Raw genomic sequence first — 15,868 nt, 5'->3', positions numbered from 1 at the left:
AGTGACGGGCACGGTTGGGTACGTACGAACCCATGACGCCCACCGCCACGTACCGGCTGCAGCTCCAACCGGACTTCCCGTTCGCCGCCGCCGCGGACGCCGTGCCGTATATCGCCGAGCTCGGCGTCTCCCATCTGCACCTGTCTCCCGTCCTGGAGGCCGTGCCCGGTTCCGGGCACGGCTACGACGTCGTCGACCACAGCACGGTGCGGGCCGAGTTCGGGGGCGAGGAGGGCCTTCGGGAGCTGGCCCGGACGGCGCGCGCCCACGGCCTCGGGCTGATCCTGGACATCGTGCCGAACCACATGGCCGCCGCGCCCCGGCACAACCTGCCGTTGTGGGAAGTGCTGCGGGAGGGCCCGGAGTCCCCGTACGCCCGCTGGTTCGACATCGACTGGGCGGCGGGCGGCGGGAAGGTGCTGCTGCCCGTGCTCGCGGGGCGGGTCGGCGAGGAGAGCGGCGGCTTCGAGACGGGCACCCGGGACGACGGCACACCCGTACTGCGCCACGGCGACCTGGAGTTCCCCCTGCGGGAGGGCACGGCAGGGCTCCCGATCACGGAGCTGCTGGCCGCGCAGCACTACCGGCTCGCCTGGTGGCGGCTGGCGAGGACGGAGCTGAACTACCGGCGGTTCTTCACCATCTCGGATCTGATCGGTGTCCGGGTGGAGCACCCCGAGGTCTTCTCGGCGACGCACGGCAAGATCCTCGAACTGGTCCGTGACGGGGTCCTCGACGGGCTGCGCATCGACCACCCGGACGGCCTGGCCGACCCCGCCGCGTACCTCGCGCGGCTCGGCGACGCCACGGGCGGGCGGTGGACCGTGGTCGAGAAGATCCTCACCGGGTCCGAGGCCCTGCCGGCCGGCTGGGCGGTCGCCGGGACGACCGGGTACGACGCCCTGCACCGGATCGACGGCCTGTTCACCGACCCGATGGGCGCGGCGGACCTGCTGGGCCGCTACCGGGAATTCGCCGGCCCTCCCGGGGACCGCGGCGGCTACTGGACCGCGACGGTCCGCCGTGCCGCGTACCGCGTCGTCACCCATGAGCTGGCGGCCGAGACGGAGTGGCTGACCCGCCTCGCCGTCGAGGCGTGCGCGGGCGATCCGGCGCTGCACGACCACGCGCCGTGGGCGCTGCACACGGCGGTGCGCGAGCTGTTGGTGCGGGTCCCCGTCTACCGGCCGTACGTGACGGCGGGCGGCCCGCTCACGGAGATCGCGGAGTCGACGCTTCCGGCGGAGGCGGTCCGGGATGCCAAGGCGGTGTTCTCCGTCTCCGAGGAGGCGGCCGCCGTCGACGTGGTGCGGGACCTCGCGCTGGGCAGGCTCGGGGACGGACCGGAGCACGAGGCGTTCTGTGCCCGGTTCGCGCAGACGGCCTCCGCGCTGCACGCCAAGTCGGTCGAGGACACGGCGTTCTACCGCTACGTGCCGCTGATCTCCGCGACCGAGGTGGGCGGCGACCCGGGGCAGCCGGCGGTGAGCCCGGAGGAGTTCCACGCCTTCTGCGCACGCATCGCGCGGGACTGGCCGGCCACCGGCACGGTGCTGACCACGCACGACACCAAACGCAGCGGGGACGTCCGGGCCCGGATCGCGGTCCTGTCCGAGTGTCCCGAGCGGTGGTCCTCGCTGGTGGCGCGGCTGGCCAGGGCGGCTTCCGCCCCCGCCCCGGATCCCCAGCTGGCCTGGCAGGCCTGGCAGTCGGCGTTCGGCTGCGCGGGGCTGCCCGCCGGTGAGATGGCGGGGAGGCTGGAGCCCGCGCTGCTGAAGTCCGTGCGCGAGGCGGGTCTCCACACCAGTTGGACGGAGCCGGACCCGGCGTACGAGCGGGCGGTGACCGACTTCGTGGCTGCCGGTCCGGGCGGCGACGCAGGCGAGGCGCGGTCGATGCTGACCAGGTTCGCGGACACGCTCACCCCCTTCGTACGGGCCAACGTGCTGGGTGGAGCGCTGGTGCACCTGACGATGCCCGGCGTACCCGATCTGTACCAGGGCACGGAACGGGAGTACATCGCGCTGGTCGACCCGGACAACAGGAGGCCGTTCAGCCGGCCGCACGGAGGGGACGACGAGAAGGCGGCCCTGACCACGGCCGCGCTGCGCCTGCGCCGGGAGCGCCCGGAGCTCTTCGGTGAGTCGGGCACCTACGCCCCGTTGGCGGCGCGGGGCCCGGCGGCCGCGCACTGCCTGGCCTTCTGCCGGTCCGGTGAGGTGGTCACGGCGGTGACCCGGCTGGCCCTGCGCCTCGACGAGGAGGGCGGCTGGCGCGACACGGAGCTGAAGCTGCCCGACGAGGGGCCGTGGACCGATCTCCTCTCGTCCGGACGGGAGTTCACCGGATCCGTGGTCGGCGTGGCGGACCTCTTCGCCGATCGGCCGGTGGCGCTCCTCGCCAGGGCGGGGGCCGTTCCCGGCCGGGGGTGAGAGAGGCGGGTGCCGCCTGCGGCTCAGCGCTCCCCGGCGGGACCGAACCGGTGGGGAGCGAGGGTGGTCAGCAGCGAGCTGACCACGAGGTCGGTCGAGGCTGCCATGTCCACGTCCTCAGGTGACAGCAGCCACTGCACCTGAAGGCCGTCCATGACCGCGATGACGGCGTTGGCCGCGGTCCCGGCCCGGTCCGCACGGTCGGCAGGCAGGTCGCAGGCTTCCATCAGCGCGTCGGTGACGAATGCGCGCAGCCCGCTGTACCGGTCGCGGAAGTAGGACTGGGCGGGGTGGGCGTCGGTGACGGACTCGGCCGACAGCACGGCGTACAGCCGCACGATGCCTTCCCGCTCGGCGTTGCGCAGCGCGGTGTCCACCAGGTGGCGCAGGAAGTCGAGGCCCTGGGGCCGGTCGGCACCCAGCTGCTCGATGTCCGTCTGGTCGCGCAGTTCCAGGACGCTGGTGAGCAGGAGCGCCTTGGAGCGGAAGTAGTGCAGGACGCCCGCCTGGGTCAGACCGGCCTGCTCCGCGATCTCGGCGAGCGAGGCGTTGTTGTAGCCGCGGGCACCGAAGGTGTCCATCGCGATGTGCAGGATGCGCTGCTGTCGCTGCTTGGCCTCCGCACTGCGCGGGGTGCGGGGCCGGGCCGTGTGGGCGGGTCTGCGCGCTGAAGGGTTACTCACCCGCGCAGCCTAATCCCGCTCACCTGTCGGGGCGCCGGGCTCCTCACACGACCATCGATGTGTGACTCACATCACTTACTAACCACTCAGTGAGTGTGCTTTCATATGCGACGACATCTCAACTCCCCCTCGTGTAACGGCATTTGTTCAGCGGCGTCGGCACCGGCCCGAAGTGGGACCGAGGGCCGCCGGCCCCGTGCGCACCCCCGCACCGGTACGAACCGAAGGAGCCGCACCATGTCACCATTCAGTCCCGCCCGCCGTCGGAGAACCGGAGCCGTGGGCGCCGCCCTGGCTCTGGCCGTCACCGCCCTCGGTCTGTCCGGCTCGGGCGCCGCCCAGGCCGCCGACCCCACGGCCCAGGTCTGGATCACCACGCCGGACGGCGGCAGGAAGCTGGCCGCCGACGGCAGCATCCCCTTCACCGCCACGCCCCAGGCCGTCGACATACGTATCGACAGCGGCAGCAAGGGCCAGAAGTTCACCGGTGCCGGCGCCTCGGTGACCGGAGCGTCCGCGCACCTCATCAGGAGCCTCCCCCAGGACAAGCGCGACGAGCTGATGAGGTCGCTGTTCTCCCCCACCGACGGCATCGGCCTCAACTACCTGCGCCAGCCCCTGGGCGACTCCGACTTCAACGCCGCCGGCGGCTTCCACAGCTACGAGGACTCCCGGGGCGCCTTCTCCATCGACCGCGACAGGACCGAGATCCTCCCGGTCCTGAAGCAGGCCACCGGCATCAACCCCGCCATCCGCTTCATGGGCTCCCCCTGGTCCCCGCCCGCCTGGATGAAGACCAACAACTCGCTCATCGGCGGCAGCCTGAAGACCGAGAGCTACCAGGCCTACGCCGACTACCTGGTCAAGGCCGTCCGCGCGTACGGCCAGGAAGGCATCGGTCTGACCGACCTCACCGTCCAGAACGAGCCGGAGTTCGCGGCCGGTTATCCCTCGATGACCATGACGTCGGGCCAGCAGGCGGACTTCTTCAAGGTCCTCGACCGCACCCTCACCGCGGCCGGCCTCCCCACCAACCTGCTGGCCTACGACCACAACTGGGACCACCCCAACTATCCGATCGAGGTCTTCAACGGCACCCAGGGCATCAACCGGGTGATCGGTGCGGCCTTCCACTGCTACGGCGGAGCTCCCTCGGCCCAGCAACAGGTCGTCGGCGCGGGCAAGCGCGTCTTCTTCACCGAGTGCTCGGGCACCGACAGCGCCGACCCGGCGACGACCTTCGCCGACACCCTGCGGTGGCACGCGGAGAACCTCGTCGTGCAGAACATGCGCAACGGAGGCGAGACAGTCATCAACTGGAACCTCGCCCTCGACCAGAACGGCGGGCCCCACCAGGGCGGCTGCGGTACGCGCTGCAACGGCATCGTCGACATCGCGAACGGCAGTGTCAGCCGCAACGCCGAGTACTACGTCCTCGGCCACGTCACCAAGTTCGTCAAGGCCGGGGCCACCCGCATCGGCTCCACCAGCCAGGGCGGCGGCGGGGTGCAGAACGTCGCCTTCCAGAACCCGGACGGCAGCCGCGCCGCCTACGTGGTCAACACCTCCGCCGGCCCCCAGCGGCTCTCACTGACCGACAACGGCAAGTCCCTCGCCTACACCCTCCCCGCCGGGGCGGTCGCCACCTTCGTGTGGGACGGAACCGGCTCCACCACCGAACCGCCCGCCGGCTCGATCGACCCGAGCGCCTGGTACCGGGTGAGGAACAGCAACAGCGGCGCCTGCCTGGACGCCGCCGACTGGGGCACCGCCAACGGCACCGCGCTCCAGCAGTGGGCCTGCGGCACCGGCGCCAACCAGAGCTGGCAGTTCCGCCCCACCGGCGACGGCACCTACCAGGTCGTCAACCGGCACAACGCCAGGGCGTGGGACGTCGACGGCGGCCCCGGTGCCACCGGCAACGGCGCCAGGGTCCACCTGTGGTCCTACGAGGGCGTAAGCAACCAGCAGTGGAAGCCCGAGTCCGTCGGCACCGGCGGACAGTACCGCTTCGCCGCCCGCCACAGCGGCAAGTGCCTGACCGTGGACGGCTCCTCCGCAGCGAACGGCGCCAGACTCTCGCAGCAGCCCTGCGACGGTTCCCCCGCCCAGGCGTTCACCCTGGGCGGTTGACCGACCGTCCTGTGACCGGCTCGTGCGGGGCCCCGGTCCACCGGGCCGGGCCCGCACGAGCTCCGGCGCACAGGGCGTACGCCCGCGGCTGAGGAGGGGCGCCTCGTCCGCGGGCGGGACGGGCGCGGACGGCCCCCGGTCTCAGGCCGGGGGCGCGGGGAGCGAGGCGGTGAGCCGGAAGGTCATCCGGCCGAAGCTCACCTGGTCCCCCTCGCGTACCACGACCGAGCCGACGACCCGCTGGCCGTTGACGCAGGTGCCGTTCGTCGAGCCGAGGTCGCGCAGGACCCACCGGCTCCCGTGCGCGGTCAGTTCGGCGTGCAGCCGCGACACCGTCTCGTGGCTGAGCCGGAGCCCGTTGCCCGGGTCCCGGCCGATGCGCAGCGGGTGCGGGCCGGGCATGGGGAGCAGGAGTCTGGGCAGCCGCTCGGACTGCCACGCCCTGCGGACGCGCGCCGGGAAGGCGGAGACTCCTCCCACCGCGCGGAACAGGCCGCGGGACCAGCGCCCATCGGGCTCCAGGTCCGAGGTGAGCGCTTTCAGCTCATCGGAACGCCGTGCGGTCAGGGCCAGTTCCATGCGGCGCAGGAACGTGTCGTGGGAGAGCTTTCCCTGCGCGGCGCCGTCTCTGAGCACACCGAGAACACGGTCGCGCTCGGCGTCCGAGAGCCGCGCGGGGTACGTGTAGTGCTCGAAGGAGGACGTCACAGGACCGATTGTCGGGCCGAGATGCCCGGGGTGTCCAGACGATGCCCGTTTCCGGTCGCTCTGACCTGCACGGCACCGGAGAAATGCCGCACCGCCGCGTTCGCCCGGGCCCGGGCACCGCGTCATCCAGGAGCGTGTTCACCTGATGTGAGCGCCGCCCCGTGCGTGCCGCCGGTCCGCTGCGCGCGGATCACGTCGCGGTACCAGGCATAGGACTCCTTGGGGGTGCGCCGCAGGGTCTCGTAGTCGATGTGGACCAGACCGAACCGCTTGCTGGCCCCCTCCGTCCATTCGACGTTGTCGGTCAGTGACCAGGTGAAGTAGCCCCGCACGTCGACGCCGGCGTCGATGGCCGTACGCAGCGCCTCCAGGTGCCCCTCCAGGAAGGCGATGCGGCGGCCGTCGGCGACGGGCTCGTCGACCGCGCAGCCGTTCTCCGTGATGTAGACGGGCGGCAGCCGGTCGCCGAAGCGGTCCCGGAGCTGCCCGAGTGTCTCGGCCAGCCCCTGGGGCACGACGGGCCAGCCGAAGTCGGTGGTGGCGTACCCCTCGATCTCCCGGATCCCGAAGGGGAGTCCGGCGGGCATGGAGTACCCGGAGAAGGAGTCGAGCGCCTCGGGCCGGGGCGCGCCGACGAGGGTCGGGTTGTAGTAGTTGACGCCGTACCAGTCCAGGGGGGCAGAGATGATCTTGAGGTCGTCCTCGACCGGACCGGGCATCAGAGCGGCGAACCCCTCGTCGGGATAGCGGCCGGTGAGGACGGGGTCCGCGAACAGCCAGTTGGTCAGGGTGTCGTAGATCTCCGCGCCCATGCGGTCCTCGTCGGAGTCCCCCGCCGTCCAGACAGGGGTGTGCGAGAGGGCGATGCCGATGTTGCCCGCACCGGCGGCGCGCAGCGCCCGTACGGCCAGCCCGTGGGCGAGGAGCTGGTGGTGGGCGGCCGGCAGCGCGTCGAAGAGCAGGGTGCGGCCCGGGGCGTGCTCGCCGAGCGCGTAGCCGAGCATCGTCACCTCGGCCGGTTCGTTGATGGTGATCCACATGGGGACGCGGTCGGCGAGGCGCTCGGCGACGATGCCCGCGTACTCGGCGAAGCGGTAGGCCGTGTCCCGGTTGAGCCAGCCGCCGGCCTCGTCCAGCGGGAGCGGGGTGTCCCAGTGGTAGAGCGTGGGAGCGGGGGTGATGCCGTGTTCGCAGAGCTCGTCGACGAGCCGGTCGTAGAAGTCCAGTCCGGCGGGGTTGAGCGAGCCGCTGCCGCCGGGCACCACCCGGGGCCAGCTGATGGAGAAGCGGAAGGCGTCCGCGCCGAGCCCGGCGAGCAGGGCGACGTCCTCGCGGTAGTGCTCGTGGAAGCCGGTGCCGCGCCTGGTGTCGGTGCCGTCCTTGATCCTGCCGGGCTGCGCGGCGAAGGCGTCCCAGCCGGACGGTCCCTTGCCGTCCGTGTCGAAGGCGCCTTCCGTCTGGAAAGCGGAGGCGGAGGCTCCCCAGAGGAAGCCGGGTGGGAAGGGCGGCACGGTCATCTCGGCCTCCAGCAGCCGTAAGAGGGACCTTGTATGACTGCCCGGGTTCCCAGCGAATGAGCAGAACCCGGCAGGGCAATGATCAGGACCAGACCCTAATCGCCAGTTGCGGGCTCGCTCCAGTGTCCCGGGGCCGCGCGTGCGAATTCCGCCGATCATGAGGCCTCCGGCGAGGCGTCAGGTTCATGGACGAGGAGTGCTGAATGCAGTTCGAGGTGTGGGCCCCCGAGGCCGGGTCGGCCGTGCTGTGCACGGCGGGCGGGCGCCGTCCGATGGAGCACGCCCCGGGGCGCGCCGGATGGTGGACGGTGGAGGCCGAGGCGGCGGACGGCGACCGCTACGGCTTCTCGCTCGACGACGGGCCCGTCCTGCCAGACCCGCGCTCCCGCCGCCAGCCGGACGGCCCCGACGGCGAGAGCGCGGTCGTGGACCACGGGGCGTACGCCTGGCGCACCACCTGGGCGGGGCGCGGACTGCCCGGTGCGGTCCTGTACGAGCTGCACGTCGGCACGTTCACGGAGGCGGGCACCTTCGACGCCGCGGCCGGGCACCTCGGCCACCTGGTGGACCTCGGCATCACCCATGTGGAGCTGATGCCCGTCTGTCCTTTCCCGGGCACGCACGGGTGGGGGTACGAAGGGGTGTCGCTCTGGGCGGTGCACGAGCCGTACGGAGGCCCCGAGGGGCTGAAGCGGTTCGTCGACGCGGCGCACGGGCTGGGGCTCGCGGTCCTCCTGGACGTGGTCCACAACCATCTGGGCCCCTCGGGCAACTACCTCCCGGCCTTCGGCCCGTACTTCACGGACACGCACCACACGCCCTGGGGATCGGCCGTGAACCTCGACGCCCCCGGATCGGACGAGGTGCGTGCCTATCTGCTGGGCAGCGCGCTCGCCTGGCTCCGGGACTACCGGCTGGACGGTCTGCGCCTGGACGCCGTCCACGCGCTGGCCGACGGCCGGGCGCTCACCTTCCTGGAGGAGCTCTCCACCGCGGTCGACGCCCTGGCCTCGGAGCTCGGCCGGCCGCTCGGACTCGTCGCGGAGTCCGACCTCTGCGACCCGCGTACGACCACCCCGCGCACGGAAGGCGGCATCGGGCTCCACGCCCAGTGGAACGACGACTTCCACCACGCCCTGCACACCGCGCTCACCGGCGAGTCCCAGGGCTACTACGCCGACTTCGCGGCGGCCCCGCTCGGCGCCCTCGCCAAGACCGTGACCAGTGCCTTCTTCCACAACGGCACGTACTCCAGCTTCCGTGGCCGCACGCACGGCCGCCCCGTCGACGCCACCCGGACACCCGCCCACCGCTTCGTCGGCTACGCCCAGACGCACGACCAGATCGGCAACCGCGCCCTCGGCGACAGGCTCGCCGCCGGTCTCTCCCCCGGGCTCCAGGCGTGCGCGGCGGCGCTCGTGCTCACCGGACCGTTCACCCCGATGCTCTTCATGGGCGAGGAGTGGGGCGCCCGCACCCCGTGGCAGTTCTTCACCGACCACACCGACCCGGAGCTCGCCCGGGCCGTGCGCGACGGCAGACGGCGGGAGTTCGGCGCGCACGGCTGGGCGGAGGAGGACATCCCGGACCCGCAGGACCCGGCCACCCGCGCCCGCTCCTGCCTCGACTGGAGCGAACCGGAGCGTGAGCCGCACGCCCGGCTGCGCGCCTGGTACCGCGAGCTGATCGCCCTGCGCCACGCGCTGCCGGACCTCTCCGACCCGGACCTGGCCTCGGTCAGGACGGCGTACGACGAGGAGGCCCGCTGGATCGCCTACCGGCGGGGCGATCTGCGGATCGCGGTCAACCTCTCCGGGAAGCCCGCCGCCATCCCGCTGGGCGCGGGCCGGCACCGGGCGAGCGGGGGGCGCGTGCTGGCCGCCTGGGAGCCCGTCGAGGCCCCGGGTGCCGACGGGGTGCTGCATCTGCCGCCGGAGTCGTGCGTGGTGCTCGCCGACGACTGACCGCCCGGCCCTGCGGCAGGACAGCGCACCGCCTGCCGCAGGGCCGTTGCCCGCAGAGGGAGTTCGGACGGGACGACCCCGCCCCGCCCTACTCGACGATCGCCAGCTCGCGGTCGGTGGCGTTCAGCCGCCTGCCCCCGCTCTCCGTGACCGTCACGATGTCCTCGATACGGACGCCGAAGCGGCCCGGGAGGTAGATGCCGGGCTCCACGGAGAAGCACATGCCCGGCACGAGCGGCAGTTCCTCACCCTCGATCATGTAGGGCGGTTCATGGGTGGTGACGCCGATGCCGTGGCCCGTGCGGTGGATGAAGCGTTCGCCGTAGCCGAATTCGGTGACGACGGCGCGGGCGGCCCGGTCGACGTCCTGGCAGGCCGCTCCGGGTCGCACCGCCCGGCAGCCCGCCTCCTGCGCCTCCCGTACGACGTCGTGCACGCGCTGCTCCTCGGCGGTGGGCTCCCCGACGTGGACCGTGCGCGAGGTGTCGGAGCCGTAGCCGTGCATCAGCCCGCCGAAGTCGAGGACGACCATGTCGCCGCCCTCGATGGTGCGCTCGCCGGCCTCGTGGTGCGGGTTGGCGCCGTTCGGCCCGGACCCCACGACGGTGAAGTCGACCTGGGAGTGTCCGTGTTCCAGGAGGAGGGCGGCCAGGTCCGCGGCCACGTCGCTCTCCCGGCGGCCGGAGAAGCGGACCTTCAGGATCCGCTCGTAGGTCGCGTCGGCCGCGGCCCCGGCGGCGGCGAGGCGCTCCAGCTCGGCCGTGTCCTTGACCGCGCGCAGCATCGGCAGGGCTTCGGTGAGCGAGGCGTAGGAGGTGTCGGGGAGGAGCGCGTGGAGCGCGAGGAGGTGCAACGCCCAGGCGTTGTCGCTGATCCCGAAGCGGCCTTTCGCGTCCAGCAGTGCGGCGGTCAGGCCGTACGGGTTCGCGGCGTCGGTCCAGTCCCGCAGAGTCAGTGCGGGGGCGCCCGCCGCGCGTTCCGCGTCCGCCGCCTCCAGGGCCGGGACGACGAGGACGGGGTCCTGACCGGCACGGAGGACGAGCAGGGTGAGGCGCTCGGTGTCCGCGGTCGGCCGGTAGCCGGTGAGATGGACCATGTCGGGGCCGGGTGCGACGAGGACACCGGCCAGGCCCGCCTCGTCGGCGGCCTCGGCCGCGCGGATCATCCGGGCCCGGTAGTCCTCGGCGGTGAAGGGCACGGGCTGGTCGGTGCTGGGCATGGGGACCTCCTGGCGGGGCGAAGCGGCACTCCGCATCCTGCCCGTCCGCCGGGGTGGACGCGAGCGGGATTCAGGGCAGCGCCCGGGCTGCCTCAGCGAATCCGCACGACGAGGTCGGCGCGGTCCCTGTACCGCTCGACGAGCCGCGCGTTGCGCTCGTCGGAGCCGGCGACCCAGCGCTCGGCGTACGGGCGGGACTTGCCGAACCGCACATGACGGTCCACGAGCCTGCTCACCCGCAGCTCCGGGTCGGCGTCCAGGAACCACACCTCGTCCAGCAGCCCGCGCACCGGCGCCCAGGGCCCCTCGTCCAGCAGCAGGTAGTTGCCCTCGGTCACGACGAGCGGGATGTCCGCGGGAACGGACACGGACCCGGCGACCGGCTCCTCCAGGGCCCGGTCGAAAGCGGGGGCGTAGACCGGCTCCGGTCCTTCGGGACGGCGCAGCCGCCGGAGCAGCGCCGCGTAACCGGCGGCGTCGAAGGTGTCGGGCGCACCCTTGCGTTCCGTCCGTCCGAGGCGTTCGAGCTCCGCCCCCGCCAGGTGGAAACCGTCCATCGGGACGAGGACCGCGCGTCCGTCGAGCCCTTCGGTGATCCGGGCCGCCAGCGTGGATTTACCCGCGCCGGGAGCCCCCGCGATGCCGAGGATGCGGCGGTGGCCGCCCGCCGCGAGTCGTCGGGCGCGCTCCGTCAGCGCGGCGAGGTCGCTCGTGTCCATGGCGGGCATTGTCCCGCCGCGCGCCGGGTTCGCGTTAGTGTTACGTATAACTCCGTCCACCGCTCCCCCGACGACGAGGATCCCCATGTCCCACATCGCCCTGGTCACGCTGGTCGTCAGCGACTACGACGAGGCCCTCTCCTTCTACACCGGCGCCCTCGGGTTCGAACTGGTGGAGGACACGGACCGGGGCGACGGCTCCCGCTGGGTGGTCGTACGGCCGCGCGGCACCTCGGGCACCGGGCTGCTGCTGGCCCGAGCGAAGGACGACGCTCAGCGGACGAGTGTCGGCGCGCAGACGGGCGGCCGGGTCGGCTTCTTCCTGCACACGGAGGACTTCGCGGGCGACCATGCCCGGATGCTGGCCGCCGGAGTGCGGTTCCTGGAGGAGCCCCGGCACGAGGTGTACGGCTCCGTCGCGGTGTTCGAGGACCTCTACGGAAACCGGTGGGACCTGCTGCAGCCCGCCTGAGGCCACGACCGCCCCGGGTTGTCTTCCCGGGAGGCCGCCGTCCCGCCGGCCTCCGTGACGGCACGGGGCCGGCTCCCGTGTCCGCCGTGGGTCACGCCCGGCGTGCCGTGAGGCCGCCTACGGTGAGGGTGCCGTGGTCGATACGGACGCCGGTGGCCCAGCGGTACCGCGCCCGTACCGCAGGGTCGCCGAGGTCCAGTGCGCCGCCTGTGTCGGTGGTGAAGAGGAACTCCCAGCCACGCCCCTGGTCGACGTAGGCGGTGGCCCTGGTGCCGTGAAGGACGAAGGCGTAGCGGGAGCCGGGCACGGTCAGGTCGACGGTGCCGTCGAGTCCGTTGAGCGGCTCGGCCCCGGCGGTGATCAGCTCACCGTCCACACGCAGGTCCCAGCCGACTCTGTTGAGTCCGTTGTGGTAGCGGAACAGCAGGTAGTTGCGTGCGTCCTGGGCGACCCCGACGAACACCGTGTCCTGGGTTCCGGCCCCGCTGAAGGTGCCGGGTTCGAGCACCGCCGCCGCCGTGTCGGACCCGGGGGCGACGTCCGAGCGGAACACCAGGTGGGTCAAGGTGTCCGCCTGCACCGAGAGCTGTCCGCCGGCGACCCGCACGGCGCCCGCGTGCGCGGTCACCGGCAGCACGCTCCAGCGTTCCAGGCCGCCGTCGAAGGACTCGTACAGCTCGGGTGTCCGGTACACCCGGTCGTCCGGTGCGGGGGGCAGGACGCCGACCTCGGCGATGTGCGCCGCGAGCCTGCCGCCCAGGGCACGGGCGCGCCCTGGGTACCGTCCGGAGAGGTCGGTGCTCTCGCCGGGGTCGCGGGCGAGGTCGTAGAGTTCGCTGCGCCCGTCGCGCAGATACCGCACGAGCTTGTACCGGCCGGAGCGCACCGCGGCATGGGGGTGGGTCGCACCGATGAAGTGCGGGTACACCCAGTACAGCTCGTCGCGGCCGAGGCCACCGGTGCCCGTGAGCAGCGGGGCGATGCTCACACCGTCGAACTGCCGGCCGGGCCTGCCACCGGCCAGGTCCAGCGCGGTGGGGAGCACGTCGATGGTGCTGACCGGGGTGTCCACCCGGCGGCCCGGGGGCACCCGGCCGGGCCAGTGCGCGATCATGGGAACCCTGATCCCGCCCTCGTACAGCTCGCCCTTGCCGCCACGCAGCGGCAGGTTCGCGTCCCGGTAGGGCCCTCCGTTGTCCGAGGCGACCAGGAGCAGGGTGTCGCGGGCCAGGCCCAGTTCGGCGAGGGTGTCCGCGATGCGGCCGACCTGGTCGTCGACGCTCTCCAGCATGGCGGCGAGCACCGGGCGGTTGGGGGCGGTGCCGGCTCCGGGCTTGGCCCGGTACTTGGCGACGAGATCCGGTTTGCCGTCGAGGGCGGTGTGGACGGCGTAGTTGGAGACGTGCAGGAAGAACGGTTCGTCGCGGTGGCGGGTGATGTAGTCGACGGCTTCCGCGGCCAGCCGGTCGGTGAGGTGCTCGCCGGGCTCCCGGGCCTCCAGGCCCGGCAGGAAGAAGTACGGGTGGAAGTAGTCGCCGTCCGCGATGTACTTCTCCTCGGACGCGACGACCTCGTCGAAACCGTGGGCGAAGGGGTTGCCGGGGCGCTCGGCGTACGGGCCGCTGTAGGTCTCGGTGAGGTGCCACTTCCCGATCAGCCCGGTGGTGTAGCCGTACGGGCCGAGCACGTCGGGTGCGGTGGGGATGTCCGGGGAGAGGTGCGCCGCGCTCGCGGCGTTCTCGCCCCGCAGGTAGTCGGTGATGCCGCTGCGCGCCGGATAGCGGCCCGTGACGAGTGCGGCCCGGGTCGGGGAGCAGACGGGAGCGGCGGCGTACGCACTGGTGAACAGGACGCCTTCGCGTGCCAGCCGGTCGATGTTCGGTGTCTCGTTGAACGTGTTCCCGTAGGCGCCGAGCTCGTCATGGCCGAGGTCGTCGACGGAGACGAAGATGACGTTGGCGGGGCGGGTGCCGGGGCGGTCGGGGCGGGGTGGCACGGGGTGAGCGGCGGCCTGCGGACCGGCGGCGAGAAGGGTCATCGCGCTGCCGGTGGCCCCGCCGATGAATCCTCGACGGGACAGGCCTGCCGGGATGTGTCCGGGCATGGGGTACCTCCAGGTGCGGCGGGGCGGCGCCCCGGCCGTCCCGCGCACCGTGCGGTGTGCGGGACGGCCGGGGTGGGGGGGAGAGCCGATCGCGAGGACCGGGGCGCGCCGGCTCAGCCTCTGCGGGACGTCCGGGGCGTCTGCAGGACGAGAGGTACCTCGTCGCCCGGCCGGACGGTCACGGTCGCGTTCTCCCGCCGGACGATCCGGCCGTCGGCATAGGTGCTGCCTGTGACGGTGAGGCTGAGAGGGGCCTTGCCGTCGCGCAGGGTCGCCAGCGGTGCGTCGGTCTCGTCCAGCCAGCGGATCAGCTTGCCGCCCAGCTCCTGGACGAGCTCCGGCCGCGCGGCTGCGAGGTCGTGCGCCTCGCCGATGTCCTCGGCCAGGTCGTACAGCTCCCAGGAGTGGTCCTCGTAGGAGTGGACGAGCTTCCACTGCCCGGAACGGATCACCGACTGGGGGCGCTGGTCGCGGCCGCCCTCGATCAGATAGCCGGGCAGGTGCCAGTACAGGGCGTCGCCGCGCGGTGCGGTGGATCCGCTGAGCCGGCCGCTCAGATCGATGCCGTCGAGCTCCCCGCCGGACGGCGCGACCCCAGCGAGCGCGGCGATGGTCGCGGTGTGGTCGGCGACGTAGACGGGGGTGTGGTCGACCCGGTTGCCCCGCACCAGGCGGGGGTTGGTGCTCCAGGCGATCTGCGGCACCCGGATCCCTCCCTCGCGCAGTTCGCCCTTCTGGCCGCGCAGGGGCCCGTTGTCGGTGAACTGGTCCACGCCGCCGTTGTCACCGCTGAACAGCAGGACGGTGTTGTCGGCGAGCGGATGGCCCGGATTGCGGGGATCGGCTGTGGTCCGCAGGTGGTCGACGAGCCGGGCGATGTTCTGGTCGAGGCCCTCGATGAGCGCACCGTACGACGGGTTCGACGTGCCGGTGCCCGGGGCCTTCGCCCGGTACTTGCCCAGCAGGTCCTTGCGCGCCTGTTTCTCACCGACCGGGGTGTGGACGGCGTAGGAGCCGACGAAGGCGAAGAAGGGCTCGTTCTTGTGGCGGTCGACGAAGCCGAGGGTGGCGTCGGCCAGCGCGTCCGTCACGTGCTTGTCGGTGCCCACGAGGGCGTCGAGGGCGGCGGGGCTGACGCCCTTGCTGTACGGCTTGATGTTCCGGTCGACGTACGCCTGGGTGTAGTCGGCGGCGTAGGCGTCCAGTTCGGGGCCGATCTTGTTGTGGAAGCGGCCGTCGGCGGCGTGGTACGCGCCCGGGTCACCGGCGTTGGTCCCGCCGAAGTTCTCGTCGAAACCGTGCTGCGCGACGATGTCCGGGCCCGATCTGCTCACATGGAACTTGCCGACGTACCCGGTGGCGTAACCGGCGCCCTGCAACCGCTCGCCGATGGTGACCGCTTCGTCCGGCAGGACGGTGGCACCGTCCGCGCGGCCCTGGGCGGGCCCTTTCAGCAAGGTGCCGTCGCCGCCCCGGTTCAGGTCGCCGACCAGGTAGATGTTGTTCTGCGGCCGTGGCGCGTACAGGCCGGTGAGCAGCGCGGCCCGGGTCGGTGTGCAGTTGACCGAGGTGTAGCCGTTGTCGAAGGCCACCCCTTCCCGCGCGATCTCCTCCAGGGCCGGTGTCTCGTAGTAGTCGCTGGGATTTCCGGCGTTGGTCCGGCCCGTGCTCACGTCCGTCCAGCCGAAGTCGTCGGCGAGGACGTAGACGATGTTCGGCGCCGGGGTGGCGGCCTGCCGGACCGGCGGGGCCTGCCGGCCGGGTGCGGCGGCCGACGCCGGGGCGCCGAGCGTGGGCAGGGTGAGCACGACGGGCAGGGCGAGCAGGCCGAGCAGTCGGGGCCTTCTCTTCTTCATCGGGGTTCCTCCTCGGGGAGCGGGTGCTGGGATGCGGGCACGTGCACGGAGGTGGGGCGGT

At 72.6% G+C, this 15,868-nt stretch carries 11 protein-coding genes; 4 read left to right on the top strand and 7 right to left on the bottom strand.

Going from position 1 to position 15,868, the window contains the following annotated elements:
- Window positions 1–32: 32 nt before the first annotated feature.
- Window positions 33–2,432 (top strand): malto-oligosyltrehalose synthase, encoded by a 2,400-nt coding sequence (gene treY / locus ACFUNE_RS23375; RefSeq protein WP_383571268.1) that lies wholly within the window; start codon window positions 33–35, stop codon window positions 2,430–2,432.
- Between the two features lie 23 nt (window positions 2,433–2,455).
- On the opposite strand, the gene ACFUNE_RS23370 is transcribed toward treY, so the two are convergent.
- Complete coding sequence (locus ACFUNE_RS23370) at window positions 2,456–3,115, bottom strand: TetR/AcrR family transcriptional regulator (protein WP_383571265.1); 660 nt, start codon at window positions 3,113–3,115, stop codon at window positions 2,456–2,458.
- Between the two features lie 237 nt (window positions 3,116–3,352).
- On the opposite strand from ACFUNE_RS23370, the gene ACFUNE_RS23365 reads away from it, so the two are divergent.
- Window positions 3,353–5,248, top strand: coding sequence for an RICIN domain-containing protein (locus ACFUNE_RS23365; RefSeq protein WP_383571262.1), 1,896 nt, complete (start codon window positions 3,353–3,355; stop codon window positions 5,246–5,248).
- A 141-nt stretch (window positions 5,249–5,389) separates the two neighbouring features.
- Here ACFUNE_RS23365 and ACFUNE_RS23360 read toward each other — a convergent pair whose 3' ends face one another.
- Window positions 5,390–5,956, bottom strand: coding sequence for an FHA domain-containing protein (locus ACFUNE_RS23360; RefSeq protein ID WP_383571259.1), 567 nt, complete (start codon window positions 5,954–5,956; stop codon window positions 5,390–5,392).
- A 122-nt stretch (window positions 5,957–6,078) separates the two neighbouring features.
- Window positions 6,079–7,473 (bottom strand): GH1 family beta-glucosidase, encoded by a 1,395-nt coding sequence (locus ACFUNE_RS23355; RefSeq protein WP_383571256.1) that lies wholly within the window; start codon window positions 7,471–7,473, stop codon window positions 6,079–6,081.
- Between the two features lie 203 nt (window positions 7,474–7,676).
- On the opposite strand from ACFUNE_RS23355, the gene treZ reads away from it, so the two are divergent.
- Window positions 7,677–9,437 carry a malto-oligosyltrehalose trehalohydrolase gene (treZ, locus tag ACFUNE_RS23350; protein ID WP_383571253.1) on the top strand — a complete coding sequence of 587 codons (1,761 nt, stop codon included), beginning with the start codon at window positions 7,677–7,679 and terminating at the stop codon, window positions 9,435–9,437.
- A gap of 88 nt (window positions 9,438–9,525) precedes the next feature.
- On the opposite strand, the gene ACFUNE_RS23345 is transcribed toward treZ, so the two are convergent.
- Window positions 9,526–10,656, bottom strand: a complete 1,131-nt coding sequence (locus ACFUNE_RS23345; protein ID WP_383571250.1) for a M24 family metallopeptidase — start codon at window positions 10,654–10,656, stop codon at window positions 9,526–9,528.
- A 92-nt stretch (window positions 10,657–10,748) separates the two neighbouring features.
- On the bottom strand, window positions 10,749–11,375 hold the full coding sequence (locus ACFUNE_RS23340; protein WP_383571247.1) for a nucleoside/nucleotide kinase family protein: 627 nt from the start codon (window positions 11,373–11,375) through the stop codon (window positions 10,749–10,751).
- A gap of 85 nt (window positions 11,376–11,460) precedes the next feature.
- Between ACFUNE_RS23340 and ACFUNE_RS23335 the strand changes: the two genes are divergently transcribed.
- Window positions 11,461–11,847, top strand: a complete 387-nt coding sequence (locus ACFUNE_RS23335) for a VOC family protein (RefSeq protein ID WP_383571244.1) — start codon at window positions 11,461–11,463, stop codon at window positions 11,845–11,847.
- Between the two features lie 91 nt (window positions 11,848–11,938).
- On the opposite strand, the gene ACFUNE_RS23330 is transcribed toward ACFUNE_RS23335, so the two are convergent.
- Window positions 11,939–13,951: a sulfatase gene (locus ACFUNE_RS23330; protein WP_383571241.1), complete on the bottom strand. Its 2,013-nt coding sequence runs from the start codon at window positions 13,949–13,951 to the stop codon at window positions 11,939–11,941.
- Between the two features lie 113 nt (window positions 13,952–14,064).
- Window positions 14,065–15,807, bottom strand: a complete 1,743-nt coding sequence (locus ACFUNE_RS23325; protein WP_383571238.1) for a sulfatase — start codon at window positions 15,805–15,807, stop codon at window positions 14,065–14,067.
- Window positions 15,808–15,868: the final 61 nt, after the last annotated feature.

Source organism: Streptomyces sp. NPDC057287 (assembly GCF_042667905.1).
In the GTDB taxonomy this organism is placed as follows: domain Bacteria; phylum Actinomycetota; class Actinomycetes; order Streptomycetales; family Streptomycetaceae; genus Streptomyces.
Note: the sequence above shows the minus strand (reverse complement) of the source record. Positions and strands in the feature narration are given on the sequence as shown.